Raw genomic sequence first — 22,026 nt, forward strand, 5'->3', positions numbered from 1 at the left:
TGACACGGATACACGGATTAATTAAAGATAGCTATGGCTTCTCAAAAAAAATCGCGAAAATCTGCCTGTACACTGGATGCCGAAGACTCTTTGAAATTAGCTTGGGAACATCACCAAGCGGGCCGTTTGTTAGAAGCTGAGAATTTGTACCGGCAAATAATAGAAGTGCAGCCGGAATCAGCAAACGTGCTGTGTTTGTTGGGAATCGCGGCGAGACAGCAGGGAAAAATTGCCGAAGCGATCGACTTTTACGAACAGGCGATCGCCCAAAACCCCGATTTTGTAGAAGCACATTTAAATAAGGCTAATCTTTTGCTGGATGTAGGCGAGTATCAAAGGGCGATCGCCAGTTACGAACAAGTAATCAAAATCCAGCCAAATTCCGCACTCGCTTACAATAATTTGGGGTGGATTAAACAGCAATTAGGCGAAATAGACTCGGCTATTTTATATTACCAAAAAGCCCTGCAAATTGACCAAAACCTGCACGAAACAGCACATAACTTAGGACATATATTTAAACAAAAAAATCAATTAAACGAGGCGATAGCTTATTACCTCCACGCTTTAAAAATTAATCCCAATTTGATATATTCCCTGATGGGATTGGGAACAGCTTTGCAGCAGCAGGGGAAATTAGCCGAAGCTTTCAACTGCTACCAGCAAGCGGTAAAAATTGACCCCGACAATCCCGAAGCTCATAACAATGTAGGAGCATTTTTTCACGAACAAGGCAATGCAAAAGCAGCAATATCCCACTACAGACAAGCATTAAACTTAAAGCCAGACTTCGTGGAGGCTATTAACAATCTCGGACACGCTTTGGTCGATTTAGGAGAGTTTCAGGAGGCTTTTTCTTGTCACAGTCGAGCCTTGGAATTGCAGCCCGACAATGCCATCGCCCACCTAGAATTAGGTTTAACTTTGCTATTGTTCGGAGATTTTCAGCGCGGTTTTGCTGAATATGAGTGGCGGTGGCGCACTCCGCAACTACAACCGAGGCAATTTAAACAGCCGATTTGGGATGGTTCGGATTTGCAGGGGAAAACTATTTTACTCCACGTCGAGCAAGGCTTTGGCGATTCTATTCAGTTTATTCGCTACGCCCCAATTCTTCGGAGCCGAGGCGCTAAAGTTATGGTGGCTTGCTATCCAGAACTGATGCGGTTGTTTGCGACAGTTCCTGGTATTGAATATTTATCAGTTAGTCTCGAAGGTTTGCCAGAATTTGACGTTCACGCACCTCTGATGAGTTTGCCGCGAATTGTGGGGACAACTCTGGAAACAATATCGGCAAATGTTCCTTATTTATATCCGCCTGCTGAGTGCAAATTTGCGCTTTCTTCTGAGGCCAAATTAAAGGTAGGGATTGTTTGGGCCGGTAGTCCGCAGCGCCGGAAAGACAATCAGCGTTCTTGCAGGTTGAGCGATTTTATTCGATTTTTGGATGTTCCGGGAATCGCTTTTTATAGTTTACAAAAAAACTTGTCTGAGAGCGATCGCACTTTGTTGAACCAACACTTAGTGCCGGATTTAACTCCGCATTTGAACGACTTTGCTGATACCGCTTCGGCTATATCTCAACTGGATTTAGTCATTAGTGTCGATACGGCTGTGGCGCACTTAGCCGGTGCTTTAGGAAAACCGGTTTGGGTGCTGCTTTCTTTTGCTCCTGACTGGCGCTGGCTGCTGGATCGTGAAGATAATCCTTGGTATCCAACTGCGAGGCTTTTCCGCCAAAGTCAGCCGGAAAGTTGGCAAGAATTGTTGGAGGAAGTACAGGCGGCTTTGAGCTTATTTGCGATCGCCAATACTGCTAGTTATTCCGAGGATTCTGCCCACGATCGGCTTGACTGCGTTTCACTCGCAATGACTGCTAATCATACGCCTGACCTCGATTCTGTGGCTCTCCAAATGACAGGTGCAAGCGTGCTTCAAGAGAGTAAACAAATATTTGGGATGGCGAGCGAAGGGTTAGCAGAATGCTCCGCAGCTAAGCAATCGCAGGGGATTGAGACCTCGGTTGCGATCGAAACGGCTGGGGATAACCCGGTTGTTTTAGAGGATTTATTGCGACAAGCAGAACATTTAATGGAAACAGGTGATCGGGAAGAGGCGATCGCCCTTTACGAACATATTATATCTATTGAGCCAAATTGCGTTCAAGCGCGGATTAATTTTGGTTTTCTCAAACAAGAAAATGGCGAATTAGAGGCCGCTATCCCGCATTACCGAGAAGCTTTAGCCATCGATCCAAATATTCCTCAAACCGCTTACAACTTGGCAAAGATTTTTGAGGAACAAGGTCAAGTGTCCGAGGCGATCGCACATTACGAGCAAGCTCTTGTAGCTCAACCGGATTTCGTACCCGCACTGATTAATTTAGCGGTGGCGCTGCAAGAAAAAGGTGAACTTGTAAGGGCGATCGATCTGTATCGGCGAGCGCTGGAAATTAATCCGCATAGCTGGGAAGCTTACAACAATCTGGCAACAGTGTTGCAAGAACAGGGCAATTTAGAAGATGCGCTGGAGTATTATCACAAAGCTCTAGAATTGCTGCCGGATTTTGTGGAAGCTATCAACAATTTAGGCAGGACGTTTCTGGAAAAAGGCGCGGTAGAAGATGCGATATCCTGCTACAGACGAGCAATTCATTTAAGTCCAAATCACGCTAGCGCTCACCTGAATTTGTCCTTGGCTTTGCTGTTGGTGGGAGATTTGGAAAATGGTCTTGCTGAATACGAGTGGCGCTGGCAAATCAAAGAATTTCACACGGGTCATTCCTCTTTTTGGACGGGGCAGGATAATACTGTTTCGGTGAGAGAATACCGGCCGCTGTGGGACGGTTCTGATTTGGTGGGAAAGACTATTTTGCTGCACGCCGAACAAGGTTTAGGTGATTCGCTTCAGTTTATTCGCTACGCTGCGATCGTCAAAAATAAAGGCGGTACGGTCATTGTGGGCTGTTACCCGCAATTGCACCGTTTATTTGCCACGGTTGACGGCATTGATTTGCTAATAGTTAAAGGCGAGCCACTGCCGGAATTTGACGTGCAAGCGCCGATGTTGAGTTTGCCGTATATTCTTGGTACAAATCTGGAAACAATACCGGCAAATACTGCTTATTTATCTCCGCCAGCGGGTGCTGAATTTACGCTTCTGCCCGATCGCACTTTGAAAGTTGGCATTGTCTGGGCGGGGAATCCAAAACACCGCAAAAACAAGCAGCGTTCGTGCAGTTTAAGTCAGTTTCTGCCGCTTTTGGAGGTTTCGGGGGTAAGTTTTTACAGCTTGCAGAAAGAGGTTTCTGAGGCAGATCGCGCGCTGTTGAATCAAACGTCGATCGTAGATTTGAGCCCGCATTTTGGCGATTTGGCCGATACTGCGGCTGCGATCGCCAAACTGGATTTAGTCATTAGTGTGGATACCGCTGTCGCCCATTTGGCGGGCGCTTTGGGCAAAGCAGTGTGGATTTTGCTGGCGTTTTCGCCGGATTGGCGGTGGCTGCTGGAGCGTGAAGATAGTCCTTGGTATCCGACGGCGCGGCTGTTCCGGCAGGATCAGCGGGGCGACTGGGAGGACGTTTTCGATCGGGTTGCGGAAGCTCTAGGCGCGGTTGCAGCAGCATTTGTGCCGTCGGATGCGGCGGATGCAGAGTTTCGGTTGGGCGTGGATTTGCAGCAGCAAGCCGATTTTGGCGGTGCGATCGAATGTTATGAGCGAGCCATCGCGATCGATCCTAATTACGCAGCCGCGCACAGCAATTTAGGTGTTGTCAAACAACAAGCGGGCCGGCTAACAGAGGCGATCGCGCACTACCGACAAGCGCTAGCAATTGACGGGAATTTGGCGGAAACTGCGAGCAATTTGGGCAGCGCGCTCGCCGAAGTAGGGGAGACTGAAGAGGCGATCGCACAATATGAGCGGGCGCTTTCTTTGAACCCGAATTGCGCGGAAGCGCTGATTAATTTGGGCCTGTTGCGGGAAGCTCAAGGGGATGTGGCGGAGGCTATAAGCTGCTACGAGCAAGCGATTCAAGTCAATCCTAATTGCGCGGTGGCTTATTTGAATTTGGGAATTGCTTTGGAGGCACAAGGGGAGGAAGCGGGCGCGAATTACGAACAGGCGATCGCGAATTATGAACGGGCGATCGCGATCGACCCAAATTATGTGGACGCCTTGCACAACTTAGCATACGCCTCGATCCGACAGGGCCAAATTGACCGCGCGATCGCATACTACGAGCGATCGACTGCACTGCAACCGGATGTAGCAGAAACTCTGATCGGTTTGGGGAGTTCCCTGCAACAGCAAGACAAGTTAGATGAGGCTCTAGCTGTTTGCCAGCAGGCGATTCAGCAATTGCCAGCCAGTGCACAGGCTCGCTGCAATCTGGGAATTGTCCTGCAGAAACAGGGCAAAATTGAAGATGCGATCGGTTGCTATCAGCAAGCTTTGAGCCTGAAACCAGACTTTCCTGAAGCTTTGAACAATCTTGGCAAAGCTTTTGAGGAATCGGGAAAAATGGCACAGGCGATCGATTGTTACCGTCGGGCGATCGAACTCAAACCCGGTTATATCAATCCCCTCACCAATTTGGGAACTGCTTTGCACGATCGCGGCTTCTTTGCAGATGCTGTCACCTGCTACAGCCAAGCAGTTAAATTCAATGTCGGCCATCCTGAATCTCACCTAAATTTAGGTTTAGCTTTGCTGCTGGCGGGAGACTTTCAACGCGGTTTTTCCGAGTACGAATGGCGACTCCTAGTTAAAGAAAAACAGTTCCGCTCCCACAACTTTATTCAGCCGCTTTGGGATGGCAAAGATTTGCAGGGAAAAACTATTTTGCTTTGCCCGGAACAGGGTTTAGGCGATGCAATTCAGTTTATCCGCTATGCAGATTTAGTTAAACAAAAAGGCGGTAGGGTAATTGTTTGGTGTTTGCCGCACTTGCAGCGCTTGTTTGCACAAGTTTCGGGAATCGATGGGTTAATAGTTAATCCAGAGGAGGCGCCGGATTTTCAAGTTCACGCGCAGCTAATGAGTTTGCCTCACCTTCTGGGAACAACTTTAGAAACTATACCGGCCAAAGTTCCTTATTTAGCTCCGCCGCCCGGTTGGGAATTTACTCTCAATCCAACTACTAATTTGAAAGTAGGGATTGTGTGGTCTGGAAATCCTAAAAATTCCCAAAATAAGGTGCGATCGTTACCCCTAAATTTGTTGACAAAACTGTTAGATATTCCTGGAGCAGATTTTTACAGTTTGCAAAAGGAAATGACAGCAGACGATCGCGCTTTGTTAGAGCAAATGCCAGTAACAGATTTAAGCTCTTATTTGCACGACTTGGCGGATACTGCGGCGGCAATTTCCGCTCTGGATTTAGTCATTTCTGTAGATACTTGTGTGGCACACTTGGCTGGTGCTTTGGGCAAAACCGTGTGGATTTTGCTGTGTTTTGTGCCGGATTGGCGGTGGATGTTGCAACGCGAGGATAGTCCTTGGTATCCCACGGCGCGGCTGTTTCGCCAGTCAACAGCGGGAGATTGGGAAGGAGTTTTAGAAGAAGCTGCTTTGGCGCTGAGAGAAAGAATTTGTCAGCATCAAGAAGCTCTACCGCCAATAGAAACTCAGACTAATATTGAACTATCTCAAAAACAGTTCACTCAGGGAAATATTCTCAAATCGCAAGGAAATTTTTCCGAGGCGATCGCTTATTTTAAAAATGCTTTGGTTTTGCAGCCGAATTCGGTAGAGGCTACCACTAATTTGGCAGTGACGCTGCACCAAACAGGCAATTTAGCCGAAGCTGCCGCCTTTTACCACCGCGCGATCGAAATCGATCCTAATTGCGCTCAATCGCACAATAACTTGGGTATTTTGCTGCAAGATCAAGGCAATATAATGGCTGCTATATCTTGCTTTCAAAAGGCGATCGCCCTGAATCCCGTTTACGTCAAAGCTCTCAATAATCTCGGCGCGATACTCCAGCAGCAGGGCGAGTTGCCGAGTGCGATCGCCTATTTTCATCAAGCACTTTCTGTCAATTCCAATTATGCGCCAGCGCTGGTAAATTTGGGTGCGGCGATGCAAACACAATCTCAGCTAGCCGAGGCTGAACGCCTTTACGAGCGTGCAATTGAAGCAGAACCGCACAATCCTACAGGACACTATCACCTGGGAACGTTATGCTTGGCTGCAGGCAAAATAGAACAGGCAATTTCTAGCTTGGAACGAGCAATATCTTTAAACCCTAATTATATAGAAGCTATTACTAATTTAGGCAGTGCTGTTGAACAATTAGGAGACGTGAATCGAGCAATTTTTTGTTATAGTAAAGCTATAGAAATTGATGCAAATTGTGTTAAAGCTCATTTCAATTTAAGCTTAGTCTTGCTGTTAACTGGGGACTGGCTGCGCGGTTTAGCTGAATACGAGTGGCGCTGGCAAACAGAACAGGCGAAAAAATTGCCACGGTTGAATTTTGACCAACCAGTGTGGGACGGTTCAGATTTGAACGGCAAAACTATTTTGCTCCGATCCGAACAAGGTTTGGGCGATGCCATTCAATTTGTGCGATACGCGGCAATTGTGCAGCAAAAAGGCGGCAAAGTAATCATTTCTTGCTATCAAGAACTGAAGCGTTTATTTAAGCAGATTCCTGGCATCGCACAAGTGGCTGTTCGGATGGATGAATTGCCCGATTTCCAAGTGCAAGCACCGCTGATGAGTTTGCCTCATATTCTGGGAACAAATTTAGAAAATATACCGGCAAAGGTTCCTTATTTAGCTGGGCCGCCGAATTGGCAATTTTCCCTAAATTGCGATCGCAATTTTAAAGTGGGGATTGTGTGGGCGGGAAGTTCGGAACATTTGAAGGATTTTCAGCGATCGAGCGATTTAAGCTATTTCCTGACATTATTAGATATTTCCGGTGTAAGTTTTTACAGTCTTCAGAAAGACTTATCGGCAGACAATCGTAGTTTGTTAACTCAAATTCCCGTGATAGATTTGAGCGACAATTTGAACGATTTTGCCGATACGGCGGCGGTGATATCGCAATTAGATTTAGTAATTTCCGCGGATACTGCTGTCGCCCACTTAGCTGGTGCTTTGGGTAAACCCGTATGGATTTTGCTGTGTTTTATGCCGGATTGGCGGTGGATGTTGGAACGCGAAGATAGCCCTTGGTATCCGACGGCGCGGCTGTTTCGGCAGCAAAAACCGGGCGATTGGGAAGAAGTATTCGATCGGGTAAAAATAGCCTTAAAACACCTAATCTCTATTCGTTACCAGGCTGTGCCTGGTAACGCAGATCCAGAGGCTCCGCCTCGATTTTCTTTATCGCCCGCACAGGTACAATTTCACATAGCAAAGGCCTTAGAAAAACAAGGTAAAAAAGCAGAGGCAGCCGCTCATTACGAACAAGTAATTGCCGCCTCACCCAGCCACGCCGAAGCCCACAGTTATTTAGGTTATCTCAAACAGGAAAATGGGCAAATAGGCGAGGCTATTTCGCACTACAAACAAGCGCTAGAAACCAATCCCAACCTGAGCGAAACAAACTTATACTTGGGTTCGGCACTCGAAGAACAGGGACAAGTCGCAGAGGCGATCGACTTCTACAATAAAGCAATTCAACTACGTCCCAACTCGCCAAATTGGCGCTTGAGACTAGCATTAGCTTTGCTTTTAACTGGAAATTATGAGCCGGGTTTTGCGGAGTACGAATCGCGCTGGCAAACTCAACAATTGGATCAGCGCTCTTTTGAGCAACCACTTTGGGACGGCTCTGATTTGCAGGGAAAAACAATTTTATTGCACCCCGAACAAGGTTTTGGGGATACGATACAGTTTATCCGCTACGCACCTTTAGTCAAGCAAAAAGGCGGCCAAGTTATTGTTGCTTGTCATGTGTTGCTGAAGCGTTTATTTGAAGGAATTGCAGGAGTCGATCGAGTAGGAGTCCGGCCGAGCGATTTGATAGATTTTCAAGTGCAAGCCCCGCTGCTAAGTTTGCCGCGAATTCTGGGAACGACTTTGGAAAATATACCGGCAAATATTCCTTATTTAGCTCCGCCAAAGGACTTTAAATTTTCCCTACAGCCGAACAATAAACTCAAAGTAGGTATTGTGTGGGCGGGCGGCCCGCTGCACCGCAACAATCATCGGCGATCGTGTAAATTGAGCGATTTTCTGAAATTTGTAGATGTTCCGGGAGTGAGTTTTTACAGTCTTCAGAAAGATTTGTCAGCGGGCGATTCCTTACAAGATAGCTGCGCCGTGCGTACTTTATTAAAGCAACACCAAATTGAAGATTTAAGCGAACATTGCGTCGATTTTGCCGACACAGCAGCAATTATTTCGCAACTCGATTTAGTAATTTGCGTAGATACTTCTGTCGCACACTTGGCCGGTGCTTTGGGCAAACCCATCTGGATTTTGCTGTCTTTTGTTCCCGATTGGCGCTGGATGCTCGATCGCGAAGATAGCCCTTGGTATCCCACTGCACGGTTGTTTAGGCAGCAAAAAGCCGGTGATTGGGATGGAGTGTGCGATCGTATAAAAGCAGCCTTGCTAGAGAGGGCGGGCACGGGGACACCGCCCCTACAATCTACTCGTTCTCAGCCTCAAACTGCTAACGCAAATTCTGATACTCCGCCTCAAATCCAACCCCCAGAAACTCCCGCACAAATTACCGGAATCGGCATTACTTGGCCCCTCAGTATAACCAGCGGCTGGGGAATTTACGCCCTGAATTTAACCCTACAACTGCGGCAAAATCCCGCCTGGGAAGTTGCACTTTTAGCACCGCCATCAATCACCTCAGAATCGATGAATCCGCTGCATAAATCGCTGTTGTTACCTGTAATTGAAAAGCATAAAACTTTTCAGGAATTAGTAGCAGCTAATTCCGACAAACAAATCAGTTGTAATTTTCCCGTACTTTACGCTTTGGGGAATAATTTAGCCTCCTCTGGAGTTGACAATCAAATTACCAGCGCTTGTCAAATAGGAGTCATATTTTTTGAAGACACGCGAATCACTGCAGAAGCGCTAGAAACAGCCAAAAAATATAGCGCGATTGTCGCAGGTTCCAACTGGAATGCCGATGTTTTGAGAAGCCGCGGCTTGACTAATGTGGCGATGGTACATCAAGGAATTGACCCAACAATTTTCCATCCTGCACCTAAATCTAATCTATTTGGCGATCGCTTCGTCATTTTCTCCGGCGGCAAACTGGAATATCGCAAAGGTCAAGATATTGTAATTGCCGCTTTCAAACAATTTCGCGCCAAACATCCAGAGGCTTTGTTACTAACAACATGGCACAACTTCTGGCCTCAGTATATGTTAGGAATCCAACAAACCGGAAACGTTGCGGGACTTCCCAATATCAACCGCGACGGAAGTTTAGGAATTTCCCAATGGTTAGTGGCTAATGGTTTGCCAGTTGACTCTTTTATCGACATCGGCTTAATTCCCAATCACCTCGCCGGACAAATTTTGCGAGAAGCCGACTGCGCTGTTTTCACCAACCGCTGCGAAGGTGGCACTAATTTAGTCGCGATGGAAAGTATGGCCTGCGGAATTCCGACTATTTTATCAGCAAACACTGGTCATTTAGACTTGATTTACAGCAACATTTGCTATCCTTTATGGAGTCAAGGACGAGTTAAACTTACTGCTCCTTTTTCCGGTGTAGAAGGTTGGGGAGAGTCTGAGGTTGCAGAAGTTTTCGAGGCTTTGGAACAAGTTTATACTAATCGCGAAGAATCTAAGCGTCGTGGTTTAGCTGCGGCTAATTTTATGCTGGATTGGACTTGGGAAAAACAGGTTAAGCGTTTTTTGGATGTGATTGCCGATATGTAGATAACACTACAGTCCTGACTACAAAATTTGGTAAAATTGTTCGTAGTAAAGACTTTAGTCATTATAAAAAAATTTAATTTGCGATTGATTCCAATAGTTTTTTAGCACTGTTTACACTTTCCATGTCGTATATTTCGGGATTGTAATAAACAATTTGTGCGACCAATTTGTGATGATATTGTTGAGCAGTTGCATTCCTAGAACCATGAACGGTACGATAATTAAGAACTATTTCTCTCGTTCCAAAAAAAGGAACGCTATGTTTGTGACAATTAACCCAAAATTCCCAATCCTCATAACCTTCTTTCATCTCTGCTTTGTAACCGTTGACCAAATTCCAAACTGATTTGTGATACAATGAAGACGTGCAAATCATATTAAATTGTTTGATGTTTTTGGGTGAATATAAATCATAACTGGGTATTGTGTGATTTTCATTGCCCCCAAAAAGTTGATAAGAACCAAATGCTATGCAAGGTACTTGGGATTTTAGACATATTTCTAAAAGACACATCAAGGCATTTGGAGCTAAGATATCATCGGCATCTAAGGGCATTATGTATTCGCCGTTTGCTGCCGATATGCCAGTATTTCTAGCCCTTGATATCCCTTGATTAGCTTGTTCTATTAGCCTAATTTGATGCTGGGGATTTGCTGCGATCGCATTTTTTGCTACTGTACTGGTAGTATCTAAGCTGCCGTCATTGACAATGATAATTTCCCAATTTTTGTAAGTTTGATTAATCACGCTAGTTACTGCTTCCAGCAAAAAATGAGATTGATTGTAGCAGGGAATAATCACAGATACCAAAGGCCGATCGGCCAATTGTGGCGATGCTGAAACTTGTTTGACACTTTCTGAGTGTAAATTATGTGCCGAATTTCTAGCAGCTTGCAAGCTGTAAAAATAAATCTTGGGGTGGACGATGGCTAATTGATTCAGATCGGTATTTTGATATTCATTTACTAACCTCGGATATCCCGACAAGTATTCTTGTTTAACAAAAATCAAGATATTCTGAGCGTACCAAGGCTCTACTTTGTCATTGTTCCATAATTTTTTCCTCAAGGAGTCAATAACTGCATAGCCGTTTTTCTGAAAGTAATAAACCCAATATTGTGGCCACTGTTCGTTAACGTGTTCGACGCCTCCTTGAAATGGTATCGCAGCAGAAAACAGAATCAGCGGTGCTAGTTGAGTGAGAGAATTAACAAAGTTTTCGGCACAGGTAGGCGGCAAATATTGGGCAACTTCCAGAGAAATTGCTAAGTCAAATTTTCTGTTTATTTGCAGCGGTTGCTTTAAATCGGCGGATTGGAACTGATTTAACGGAATTTGTAAAATAGTGCGATCGACATAATCGCCATCTATTCCCAAACAGTCAGCAATTCCCAACTTGTGAAACGCAGCTAACCAACTTCCTGTACCGCAGCCCACATCTACCACACTTTTAGGTAAAATGGGTTGCAGCAAGTCTAACAGCAGGGGAATAATTTCTATAGCAGAAGTGCGAGTTCCTTCTCCGATTAATTGGTGAAAATCTCTTGTATAAGATGACTGTTGGTTTTGATTAATTTGGCTGGCTGTTTGAGAATTAATTGTTTCTAAACTGCTAATATTGTAACCGTGCAAATGTGCTGGCAACTGCCAGGAAATATTGGGGTCGGGTTGATGTTTTACAGGCTCGACATTTCCCCGCCAAGCCGCACCCATAATTTGCATTGTTTGATAAATTACAGTATTCCATCCCCTTTGCTTTAAGTAATCCAAACCTTGAGCAACATCAGGAGCATTTAAATCGTGAAATAAAATTATTGCATCTTCCTCCGCCAATTTTTCACACGCAATGGCATCATTTAACGGCCCCGGTTCTCCGTGTTCTCCGTCAATAAAAATTAACGACCATTTGCGGTTGAATTGAGCGGAAAATTCTTGGACTCTTTGGGGGCTGTAGCCGGGTATTAGCTCGACGGTCGTTTGAACTCCCGACGCATTGAGAGCTCCTTGAATTGAATCAATGACGCTTTGCCTGATGTCGTCTCTTTCTAGCAGCGGATCGACGACATCTAACTCAACTCCGGCGAGTGCTAAATGACAAGCAGACCAACCTAGCCAGCAACCTATTTCTAATGCTTTTTTACCTTTGAATTGCAGAGCTGTATTGTAAAGGATGTGCGCTTCGTCGCGATTCAAAAAGCCGATGAATGGATAGCGCTTGTCTGCATACCAATTATGCGGGATTTCCCGGCGCAAATAAGGCCAATTACTTGTATTTGGATCGGCAATAATCATATTGGGGAAATAGGAGTCAGGTATAATTATTTGGAACCCTGGGGAAACATAATCGCCTGGTTGTAATAATTTTTTGCTTAGTTCAGGTTGTTGGTAAGTCATTTTGGGTTCTTGAAATATTGGTATTGCTGCCTGTTGTTTAGGTTGATAACGGAGGCTAATTTCCAGTATATCGCCGTCAGTTGCCATCAATTGTACTCGGTCAAACTGCTGGCGGCCAGCTAAATGCAAAATGCCGATCGCCTCCTGCGGCAAGTACGGCTCCACAAAACAGCCTCGCTGCTTGTCCCAAACCGGAAAACCGTTGAATATCCAATTGCACCAAGCTGGGAGCATTTCAGTCAGATTGAACAATTCGCCACTGTAAACAGCCAGGTTGAGGGCAAATTGGTCTGTCATGACACAGCCGGATCTCTGCAATCCTTGATGGAGTTTTTCAGCCCATATGTCCCAATGCAAAGCATCTTTTCGGAGGGCAAAAACTCCGGCATTTAAGATCGGATAACTGTAGAATTTATTAGCAATTTCTTCACCAAAATTAGCTTCGTATTGTTGATAAACCCACTGCCAAAACTTAGGAAGTTGCCCGTACTGCTGCAAGCTCGCCCTGTGAACTTCGGGAACAATTGCCAGTCCTCGGCGCGATGCTCCTTCAACCAACAAATTAATTGCTCTCCAGTCTTGAACCCAAGCATCCGCATCAATCCAAAGGTATATATCAAAATTGGGAAAGTATTTTCGCAAACAAGGTCTAACTAATAATCCTTTTAAATGTTCGGGAGCTTCATTTCTGCCCGGAAAGTCAAATTCCCAATCGGGCTTTTTAATGATATTAACTTGTGTTTCCAGCCACTGCAACTGTTCGGGAGTACAGCCGAGATCGAAAAAGCCGATCGCCACATTTTCACCCTCTGGTTTTTCCCGCACCGATAAAATAGTACCTCGCACCAATTCAAAGTAATTTGCATCGGCGGCTGTGATGATGATAATCTGCATAAATAGTGGGGGCGGGTTTATTTAACCTGTTTGCACCGTTGAGGGCAAGGGGTGAACCCGCCCCTACAGGCTGCTTGAAAAATCTGATTAAATTATAGGGTAGGGTAGGGTGCACTGAAGCAGCCCAATATTCATAAAACTATACTATCGAGACGATCGAGGAGGAATTGTGAAAAACCAAAAAGGGAAAGTTTATCTAGTCGGTGCGGGACCCGGAGATTGTAACTTGATGACAGTGCGATCGCACAAACTGCTATCCCAAGCCGAAGTCTTAATCTACGACGCTCTAATCGACATCCCGCAACTGGAATTAATTCCAGCAACTTGTCGGAAAATAGAAGTCGGCAAACGTGGCGGCAAACCTTCCACCCAGCAGCAAGAAATTAACCGTTTGCTGGTAGAAAATTGCAAACTAGGAAAACAAATCGTGCGGCTAAAAAGCGGCGATCCGTTTATTTTTGGTCGCTCCAGTTCTGAAATTCAAGCATTAATCACAGCGGGCTGCGAGTTTGAAGTAATACCCGGAATTTCTTCCGCCTTAGCCGCACCTTTATTAGCAGGAATTCCCCTCACCGATCCGGTAATGAGTCGCTGTTTTGCAGTGATGAGCGCCCACGAACCTGATGCTCTTGAATGGGAAGCATTAGTGCAGATAGAAACTTTGGTAATATTGATGGGAGGGCGCAATTTAAGCGAGATCATCTGGCAATTGCAAAAGCATGGACGATCGCCCGAAACTCCGATCGCCATTATCCGAGATTGCGGCCGCCCCGAACAGCAAATTTGGCTCGGCACTCTCTCCAACATTGTACAGCAAACAGCAGGTCAATCTCTATCGCCTTGCGTGATCGTAATTGGGGAAGTAGTTAGATTGCGCGAATATTTAATCCAGCCAGAAAGCACAAATATGATCGATACACCAGTCACCGCTAACAACAGCAAATTGCCACTAGCAGGAAAAACCATTTTAGTCACGCGATCCGTTTCTCAGTCTGCTGAATTTAGCGATCGACTCCAGCAACAAGGAGCCCGCGTTATCGAAATGCCCGCCTTGGTAATTGGGCCACCGTCCACTTGGGAACCATTAGACAGTGCGATCGCACAATTGTCAAGCTTTCACTGGTTAATTCTCACTTCCCACAACGCTGTAGACTGCTTTTTTCAACGATTACAAGTAAAAGGCAAAGACGCCCGGAGTTTGTTTGGCATTAAAATAGCAGTTGTCGGGAAAAAAACAGCAGAAAGTTTGCGATCGCACTCTCTACAACCAGACTTTATTCCCCCCAACTTTGTCGCCGATTCCCTAGTCGAGAACTTCCCCGATAACTTGCAAAACTGCAAAATCCTATTTCCGAGAGTAGAAAGCGGCGGCAGAGAAGTTTTAGTAAAAGAATTTACCGCCAAAGGAGCACAAGTAATAGAAGTGCCAGCTTACCAATCTTGCTGTCCCGAAACAATCGATCCGATCGCCCTATCCGCACTCCAAAATCAAGCCGTAAATATCATAACTTTTGCCAGTTCCAAAACAGTACAAAATTTTTGCAAGCTCATAGAACAAAGCCCGGAATTGTCCCGATCTCAGGATTGGTTGGAAAGCGTTTGCATCGCATCCATTGGGCCGGAAACTTCCAAAAGCTGTCAGAATTTATTGGGTAAGTTAGAGGTGGAAGCCAAAGAATACACGTTAGACGGATTGACTGAAGCGATCGTTGAATGGACAACAAAACCTCAAACTTTATAACTTTCCTCTACTCTTCAGTCTGCGGAGGCAGACTTCGTTTGTATAAACGCGGTTTCAACCGCCGTCTTCATTTTTTCCAGCCGAGGCAGAGCAAGAGTGATCTGGGTTCCAAGGCAGAGCTTTGGAACCAGTTAATCTATAGGTCGCAATAATTTGATGAATTAGGATAAAATAGTTGTAAAATAACGAGGAGTAAATATGACCGCAAAAGACCAACTTCTTCAAGAACTAGACCAAGTACCCGAACCCGTGCTGCTGAAAGTGCTTGAATTTGTCCGTTCCTTAAAGACTGAAGAAGAACAACAATTAGAAGCCAAAGCATGGCAGGCATATCTAGATTCAGAACGCGAAAGAAAGGAGGTTTACCGTCGCCTTGCAAATTCCTAATTTTGTCAGCACAAGTATGGTTTTAAGTATCCACGCCAGACAGATAGAGATATTTGGCGGCACTCCCGGTGTCAGAGACGAAGGTTTGTTGGAGTCGGCTTTGGCTCAGCCACAAGCAACTTTTGGCGGTCAATTTTTGCATCCAACAATTAGCGAACAAGCGGCCGCCTATCTCTATCACATAGCGATGAATCATCCATTTATTGACGGCAATAAACGAACGGCTTTTGCGGTGATGGATACTTTTTTGCGTTTGAATAGTTGCGCTCTGAATTTGACGGACGATGAAGTATATGATTTAGTTATGAGAGTCGCACGGGGAACCATGACTAAGGAAGAACTAACCACCGAGATCGAGTCATGTATTTTTAAGCTTGAATAAGTAAGTTGGGCAGCCTTCATTGAGATTAAGTAAGGTGCGGCGTACTCACGCTACATTGAAATAGCGAATCGCGGAACAAAAAAGCGAGTAAAGTTATCACTAAAGAACAAAGCCGAGATCCTTTGCGTCAAATCAGTAATAAAACTAAACACAAAAAAGCACAAACCCCCGATCGCCCTTTCTCCGCCAAATCCCGCTACCCAACTACTAATTAGCAATAGCCATGAATATAAATTTTTCTCGTTACGACACCTTAACCACCCTGCTAGCAGGAACTACCGCAGCCTTAACCATAGTCATCAGCCAACCGGCGATCGCCAAAACGCCCCAAGAAGTCGCCAGCATTGCCGGGCCGCTGACAGTACAAATTAACAGTTCCCTCGGAGACGGTTCTGGTGTAATTATTGCCAAAAACGGCAAAACTTACACAGTTTTAACAGTCAACCACGTTGTAGAGAAAGCAGACGTGAAATACACCGTTCGCACGTCTAAAGGCAAAAACTATCAAGCAACTGCAGTCACCCGCTTGCAAACCGCCGAAACTGACCCGGATTTAGCCGTAGTCAAATTTGAAAGCCCCGAAGAATATCCTGTCGCGACGATCGCAGATTCCGATCAAGCCGTCATCGGCACTCAAATCTTTGTTTACGGCTATCCCGCTACCGGCGGACTTTTCGGCGCCCAACGAGAACCCGAACTCTCTCCCGGACTCGTTACCAGCCGCCCGGGCAACCGCCCGGAAGGTTACACTTTGCGGTATCAGGCCGTAACTTGGAGTGGCATGAGTGGCGGCCCAGTTTTTGACTCCGAAGGCCGAGTCATCGGTTTACACGGACAAGGGGAATTCGGTTTCGCGCAAACCAGTTCCGGCGAAGTCGCCCCGATTAAAACCGGATTTAACGCAGCAGTTCCAATCAATACATTTATCGCGAAGCTGGTGGCTGCAGGAATAAACAAATCCGAGTTGAAAGTAGACAACACTCCCCCAACCAGCGGCCCGGTATCCACCGCCAATCCGCAAGATGCTCAAGCTTATTATTTTCGAGGACTTTCGCTGTTAGATCAAGGAGATGCTTGGGAGGCGATCGCGGATTTCAACAGAGCACTCGCTTTCCAGCCCAAATATACCCCTGAATTGTATTTTAATATCGGTAATGCCCGCACTTTCATCACCGCCGGCTTAGCCCAACTCGAACCCACACGCGGTGCCACTGCTATTCAAGCATACACGCTGGCGATCGCAGCCAATCCCGGTTTTGCCGACGCTTACTACAACCGAGCTTTAGCTTACCTCGACAGCAAAGACCAACCCAAAGCAATTGCCGACTTTCAAAAAGCAGCAGAACTTTACAAGCAAGGCGGCAGAACCAGCGCCTATCAAGACGCGCTCAGCAGAATCAAACAATTGCAGTAGAATGAGAAGTTAATAATTAAGAATTAAAAATGACTAATCCCATTTTTAATTCTTAATGTCGTTTATAAAAACAGCAGGTAAATAACAATGACTGCTATCACCTTAAACCTCAATTCCATTATAAAACTAACTTCAGAACAGTTTTATCAACTGTGCGAAGAAAACCCAGACTTGAAACTTGAACGGAACGCCAACGGAGAATTAATTGTCATGCCGCCAACCGGAGGAGAAACAGGGAAACGCAATGTCAAATTGACTACACAATTGGATGTGTGGAACGAACAAACCGAACTCGGAGAAGTGTTTGATTCCTCCACAGGGTTTACCCTTCCCAACAAAGCCGATCGCTCTCCCGATGCTTCTTGGGTAGAAAAATCCCGCTGGTCAGCTTTGACGCCCGAACAAAGAGAAAAATTCATCCCGCTTTGTCCCGATTTTGTCATTGAATTAGTCTCGCCCAGCGACAGCCTAAAAAAGACTCAGGAAAAAATGCAAGAATATATGGAAAATGGCTGCCGTTTGGGTTGGCTGATTAACCGGAAAAAACGGGAAGTTGAAATTTATCGCCCCGGTCAAGATGTGGAAGTTTTACAATCTCCTCTCACCCTTTCTGGGGAAAATGTTTTGCCGGGATTTGTTCTCAATTTGCAAAAAATTTGGAATTAGCAGAATTTAATTTTGACTTATTATATCATCTTCAATAAAATAACCGTTACCATTTCCTAGTGAGGAATGCAAGTCCGAGCGAGTTGGATTAGGACTCTGGGTTCTCACTACGAACCAATTTTGTTATGAAAGTTCGACGAGACATCATATTATCGGGAAATTTGATAAAATTGTAATTACCCATAAAATTAACAGGCTAGAATTATGGTTCAAACAATTCAAGCTAAAAATGTCACATTAGAAGAATTAAAAACACTTTTTGACCTTCAACTTGTCACAGACGACCAATTTTTCAGAGAATGGCAAGAGGAGTTACCAGAAATTACCGACTTTCAAAAACGACAGCTATATCATATTAAAGCGGGTTACTTCAACATGTGGTCGTATCCGCCGATGCTGGAAAAAACCATTAGTTTGTCGATCGTCTATCCGCTGTTATTGGTCGGCGAGTTTTATCTGCATCCTTTCTACATTAAACCCAAAAAATTAGTCTAAATTTCCGAAGCAGATGAAGGCATTATCATCAAAGGCAGCATTGACACTTGAGTTTTAAAAGAGCAGTTTTGGCTGATGGTAATAGAATCGAAGTTTTGTTTTCGATCGAAGTGGGCTTGGCGCAAATCTTAGCTTATATGCTGGCAAATCCCAACCCGGACAAACCTAGTTACAGCATACTTACTATAGTTCGTGACAGTTTTTATTAAATTTTACCACATATTGGGTGTGTTAAAATAATACGTAGGCTATTTTTTTACTTATCTATAAAAGAGATAATTAACCCGCACTTTGTATTATTGATGAACCGTTGAAACCATTATTTAAGCGTGGGTTTGCTGCAGAAAATTTAAGGTGTCCGCAGCAAACCCAGCGGGTAAAGAGATTGGGAATTATGGGAGAGATTTATTGGAGCAATATAGCTTCTTTGTTTGTAAACTCGATAACTAAACTGGATTAGGGAGCAGAGGTCGAATTAACTCCACAATTTGGTCATAGTTAAAGTTATTCACACAATCAATTAGCGCCCTGGAAAGGGTTGATTCAGATGCGGGAATTTGTTTTATTAGCTCGTTCATGACTTCAGGATCAACATAGTAGGCAGCTTGAGACATTTTTTCTAACCACTGAGAAGACATCACGGCTAGATCTTCTGCTGATAAAGAATCAACAAATAGTTGTTGGGAATCTTTGCCTACAACTGTGTAGATGTACTCTACTCCCAAGTGTTGAGCGAGTTTGTCAAAGACGATCTCTTCCTGAAATGGCTTGCTCATAAAGTCGTCACAACCAGCCATAAGAGCTTTCTCTCGTTCTTCTTCAAAAGCACTGGCAGTTAAAGCAATAATGACAGTCTCTTGTCCATGAGGGTGTTCTCTAATGCGTTTAGTAGCTGTGTAGCCATCCATGACCGGCATTCGTAGATCCATCCAAATCAGGTGTGGAGACCAACTTTCCCACAGGGATAGTGCTTCAACTCCCTGTGTTGCTTGGCGCACCTCAAAACCGACTGAGGTAAGGAGTTTGACCAATAAGCGGCGATTTTCCTCTACATCTTCAACCACAAGGATGCGGTAAGTTGGTTGTCCTGGATCTATACCAATCACTCTTTGTTTAAGAAATTCTGAGGCAAGGCAGACTGCTTGAGGTAAGTTTACCCCCAGTTCAAAGTAAAAAATGCTGCCCTGATTCAATGTGCTTTGAACCCGAATCTGACTACCCATGAGTTGGACAAATCTTTGGCTGATAGCTAGACCTAGACCAGTACCTTGATTCAATTTCTTCCCAGCTTCAGCTTGCACGAACGCCTTAAATAAGCTGTCAACTTCTGTTGGAGCAATTCCCACTCCAGTATCCTCAATTTCAAAACAGAGGCGACAGGACGTTGGGTCGATATGTTCTGATCTTACTCGTAGGGTGACGCTTCCTTGATTAGTAAACTTAATCGCATTACCGAGCAGATTGACTAAGACCTGATACAGTTTTTTCTCATCGAGCTGCACAAATTGGGGAAGATTGGGATCTCGCTCGACAATTAGTTTCAATCCTTTCGATTGGGCTTTAATTTGCAACATTTCTTCAAGAGAAATCAGCAAAAACTTGAGGTCAACGTCAGCAACAGAGAGTGTCATCTGTCCGCTCTCAATTTTGGATAAATCTAAAATGTCGTTAATCAATTCCAATAAATGTGTGCCGCTACGATTGACGATCGCCAGATCTTGTTGGAGTTCGGGAGTCAGAACCGGATCGTAACTCATCAATTGCGTAAATCCCAAAATAGCATTGAGAGGAGTACGGAGTTCGTGGCTCATATTGGACAGGAACATACTTTTGGCTCGGTTTGCTGTTTCTGCTGCTTCTTTAGCTTGCTGAAGTTCCAACTCGGCTTGTTTGCGATCGCTAATGTCAATTAAATAGCCCAACATTTCCACTGGTCTACCTGCCGGATCTCGAATTAGTCTGAGTTGACCGAGTATCCAGCGATAAACCCCATCTGAGCGACGCAGACGGTATTCATGGAAATAAAAATCATTGACGAATAGATTGGCTAAGCTATTAACTACTCGTTCTAAATCATCTGGGTGTAAGTTATGCACCCAAAATTCAGAATCTTCTAAAAACGCCCTGCTTTCATAGCCCAATACCTCTTTGACATTTTCGCTGATGAAAGTTGCTCCATAATCGCCATCAGGTTTACAGCTAAAAATAACGACGGGGCTGTAGTTCAGCAGAAAGTTGAGGCGATTTGTGGTAGCCTGCAAAGCTTGCTCAGCTTGTTTCAGCTCTGTCACATCCTCCTGAACCGCAACATATACGGTTCCATATTCAGGATGCTCAAACCTAGATGTATGAACCCTGCACCAAAAAAGTCTTCCATCTTTTTTCTTATTGTAGACTTCATATTTTGCTTCTCCTTTCTGCTCAATTTGAGTGACAATATCTAGAACGCTTGCGTCTGGTGTAACCTCTGTATCCACATAATTCAAGATACCAACAGGTTGACCTGCGAGTTCGCCATCTGTGTAGCCAAACATAGCGTCAAATTTGGGATTGGTGTAGACTAGCCTGAGATCTGAGGCTTTAATTAAACACACTCCACCTGCCATGTTATTCATAATAACACTCTGAATTTCTAGCGTTTTTTGAGCTTCTTTTCGAGCGGTAATGTCTTGAATTTGAGCAATAAAATGCAGTGGATTTCCCTGTTCATCTTGTACTAGCGAGCCATCAAGAAGAATCCAAATTATATGTCCTTGTTTATGGAAATACCGTTTTTCTATTTGAAAATTTGAAATTGTTCCTGCTAATAACTGATGTACATAGCTAAGATCCAGGTCTAAATCGTCGGGATGGGTAATGTCTTGGAAAGTTAACCCTAACAACTCTTCTGAGGAGTAGCCAAGAATCTGACATAAGGCAGGATTGACTTTAACCCAGTGCCCATCAAGTGAAACGATCGCCATTCCAATAGACGCATTTTCAAAGGCATTGCGAAACTGCTCTTCACTGTTTTGTAATGCCACCTCAATTTGTTTGCGTTCGTTTTCAGCCCGCTTGCGCTCGTTGATCTCCTTCTCTAAGGCTTGATTGGCCACAATAAGTTGAGCTGGACTAGGTAAAGCTAAGGCTGATGGAATTAAAAACACTAGCTCAGATGCAGTATAGATAGAAATCAGAGCAGTAATAGCTTTAAGTCCTCCAGAAACCCAATAAGTAGGAAACCAAAGCGTCCAAATTTCCATGATATGAGTTGTACCACAGGCAATTATGAATGCGCCAAACAGAAAAAATACTTTCTGAAATGGAGTATCTTCGCGCTGTCGCACAAAGTAGATTAGCATGATTGGGATGGAGTAGTAAGCTAAAGCAATTAAACCATCGGATAAAATATGTAATCCTACTAAGTTTGTTTGCCAGAGATAGCAGTGACCGTGAGGAATGAATCCTCCCGTCTCAAAAAATTGTGTAATCATATCTAACCTGCATTATTCATGAGTGCTGAAGTGCTGAGCGATTGAGTTCTGCCATTGCCCGCTTCCTGGTCGAAGTCATACCGGGAAAACCACTTTTGAGTAGGGAGATGTCAAATTGCCAACCCAGCAGCACAAGACATCCGATCGCAATGACGAGTAGACTTGCCCTTTAAGAAATGTGCTTGTTCATAAATCGGCTGCTTGGGTTGAAAAAATCTTCTCCTCATGTTACCCGAAACGAATAAGGGCAACCACGGGGAGATTATCCCTACCTCAACAAGTCAGATATTGTAGGGGCTGTGCCAG

The 22,026-nt window shown here is 44.7% G+C and carries 10 protein-coding genes; 8 read left to right on the top strand and 2 right to left on the bottom strand.

Features of this window, described 5'->3' with window-relative positions:
• Positions 1-33: 33 nt before the first annotated feature.
• On the top strand, positions 34-9,873 hold the full coding sequence (locus tag QUB77_RS19615) for a tetratricopeptide repeat protein (RefSeq protein ID WP_333176647.1): 9,840 nt from the start codon (positions 34-36) through the stop codon (positions 9,871-9,873).
• A 73-nt stretch (positions 9,874-9,946) separates the two neighbouring features.
• Here the strand turns inward: QUB77_RS19615 and QUB77_RS19620 are convergent, their stop codons facing one another.
• A complete protein-coding gene (locus QUB77_RS19620; protein WP_333176649.1) occupies positions 9,947-13,162 on the bottom strand; it encodes a glycosyltransferase in 3,216 nt (1,071 codons plus the stop codon).
• 169 nt (positions 13,163-13,331) lie between these two features.
• On the opposite strand from QUB77_RS19620, the gene cobA reads away from it, so the two are divergent.
• The 7 genes from cobA (at position 13,332) to QUB77_RS19655 (ending at position 18,456) form a co-directional block, all read left to right on the top strand.
• Positions 13,332-14,903 (top strand): uroporphyrinogen-III C-methyltransferase, encoded by a 1,572-nt coding sequence (gene cobA / locus QUB77_RS19625; RefSeq protein WP_333176652.1) that lies wholly within the window; start codon positions 13,332-13,334, stop codon positions 14,901-14,903.
• Positions 14,904-15,101: 198 nt separating this feature from the next.
• On the top strand, positions 15,102-15,290 hold the full coding sequence (locus QUB77_RS19630; protein ID WP_333176653.1) for a DUF2281 domain-containing protein: 189 nt from the start codon (positions 15,102-15,104) through the stop codon (positions 15,288-15,290).
• Between the two features lie 16 nt (positions 15,291-15,306).
• Complete coding sequence (locus QUB77_RS19635) at positions 15,307-15,672, top strand: type II toxin-antitoxin system death-on-curing family toxin (protein ID WP_333176656.1); 366 nt, start codon at positions 15,307-15,309, stop codon at positions 15,670-15,672.
• Between the two features lie 223 nt (positions 15,673-15,895).
• The gene (locus tag QUB77_RS19640; RefSeq protein WP_333176659.1) at positions 15,896-17,086 is read left to right on the top strand and encodes a tetratricopeptide repeat-containing serine protease family protein; all 1,191 of its coding nucleotides are present in this window, start codon (positions 15,896-15,898) and stop codon (positions 17,084-17,086) included.
• A gap of 87 nt (positions 17,087-17,173) precedes the next feature.
• Entirely contained in the window at positions 17,174-17,752 is a 579-nt protein-coding gene (locus tag QUB77_RS19645) for a Uma2 family endonuclease (protein WP_333176661.1), read from the top strand.
• A 204-nt stretch (positions 17,753-17,956) separates the two neighbouring features.
• Positions 17,957-18,247, top strand: a complete 291-nt coding sequence (locus QUB77_RS19650) for a hypothetical protein (protein ID WP_333176664.1) — start codon at positions 17,957-17,959, stop codon at positions 18,245-18,247.
• A 47-nt stretch (positions 18,248-18,294) separates the two neighbouring features.
• Positions 18,295-18,456: a hypothetical protein gene (locus QUB77_RS19655; RefSeq protein WP_333176666.1), complete on the top strand. Its 162-nt coding sequence runs from the start codon at positions 18,295-18,297 to the stop codon at positions 18,454-18,456.
• A gap of 237 nt (positions 18,457-18,693) precedes the next feature.
• Here the strand turns inward: QUB77_RS19655 and QUB77_RS19660 are convergent, their stop codons facing one another.
• Positions 18,694-21,720, bottom strand: coding sequence for a PAS domain S-box protein (locus tag QUB77_RS19660; RefSeq protein WP_333176669.1), 3,027 nt, complete (start codon positions 21,718-21,720; stop codon positions 18,694-18,696).
• Positions 21,721-22,026: the final 306 nt, after the last annotated feature.

It is taken from the genome of Microcoleus sp. AT9b-C3, assembly GCF_036705485.1.
GTDB lineage: Bacteria > Cyanobacteriota > Cyanobacteriia > Cyanobacteriales > Microcoleaceae > Microcoleus.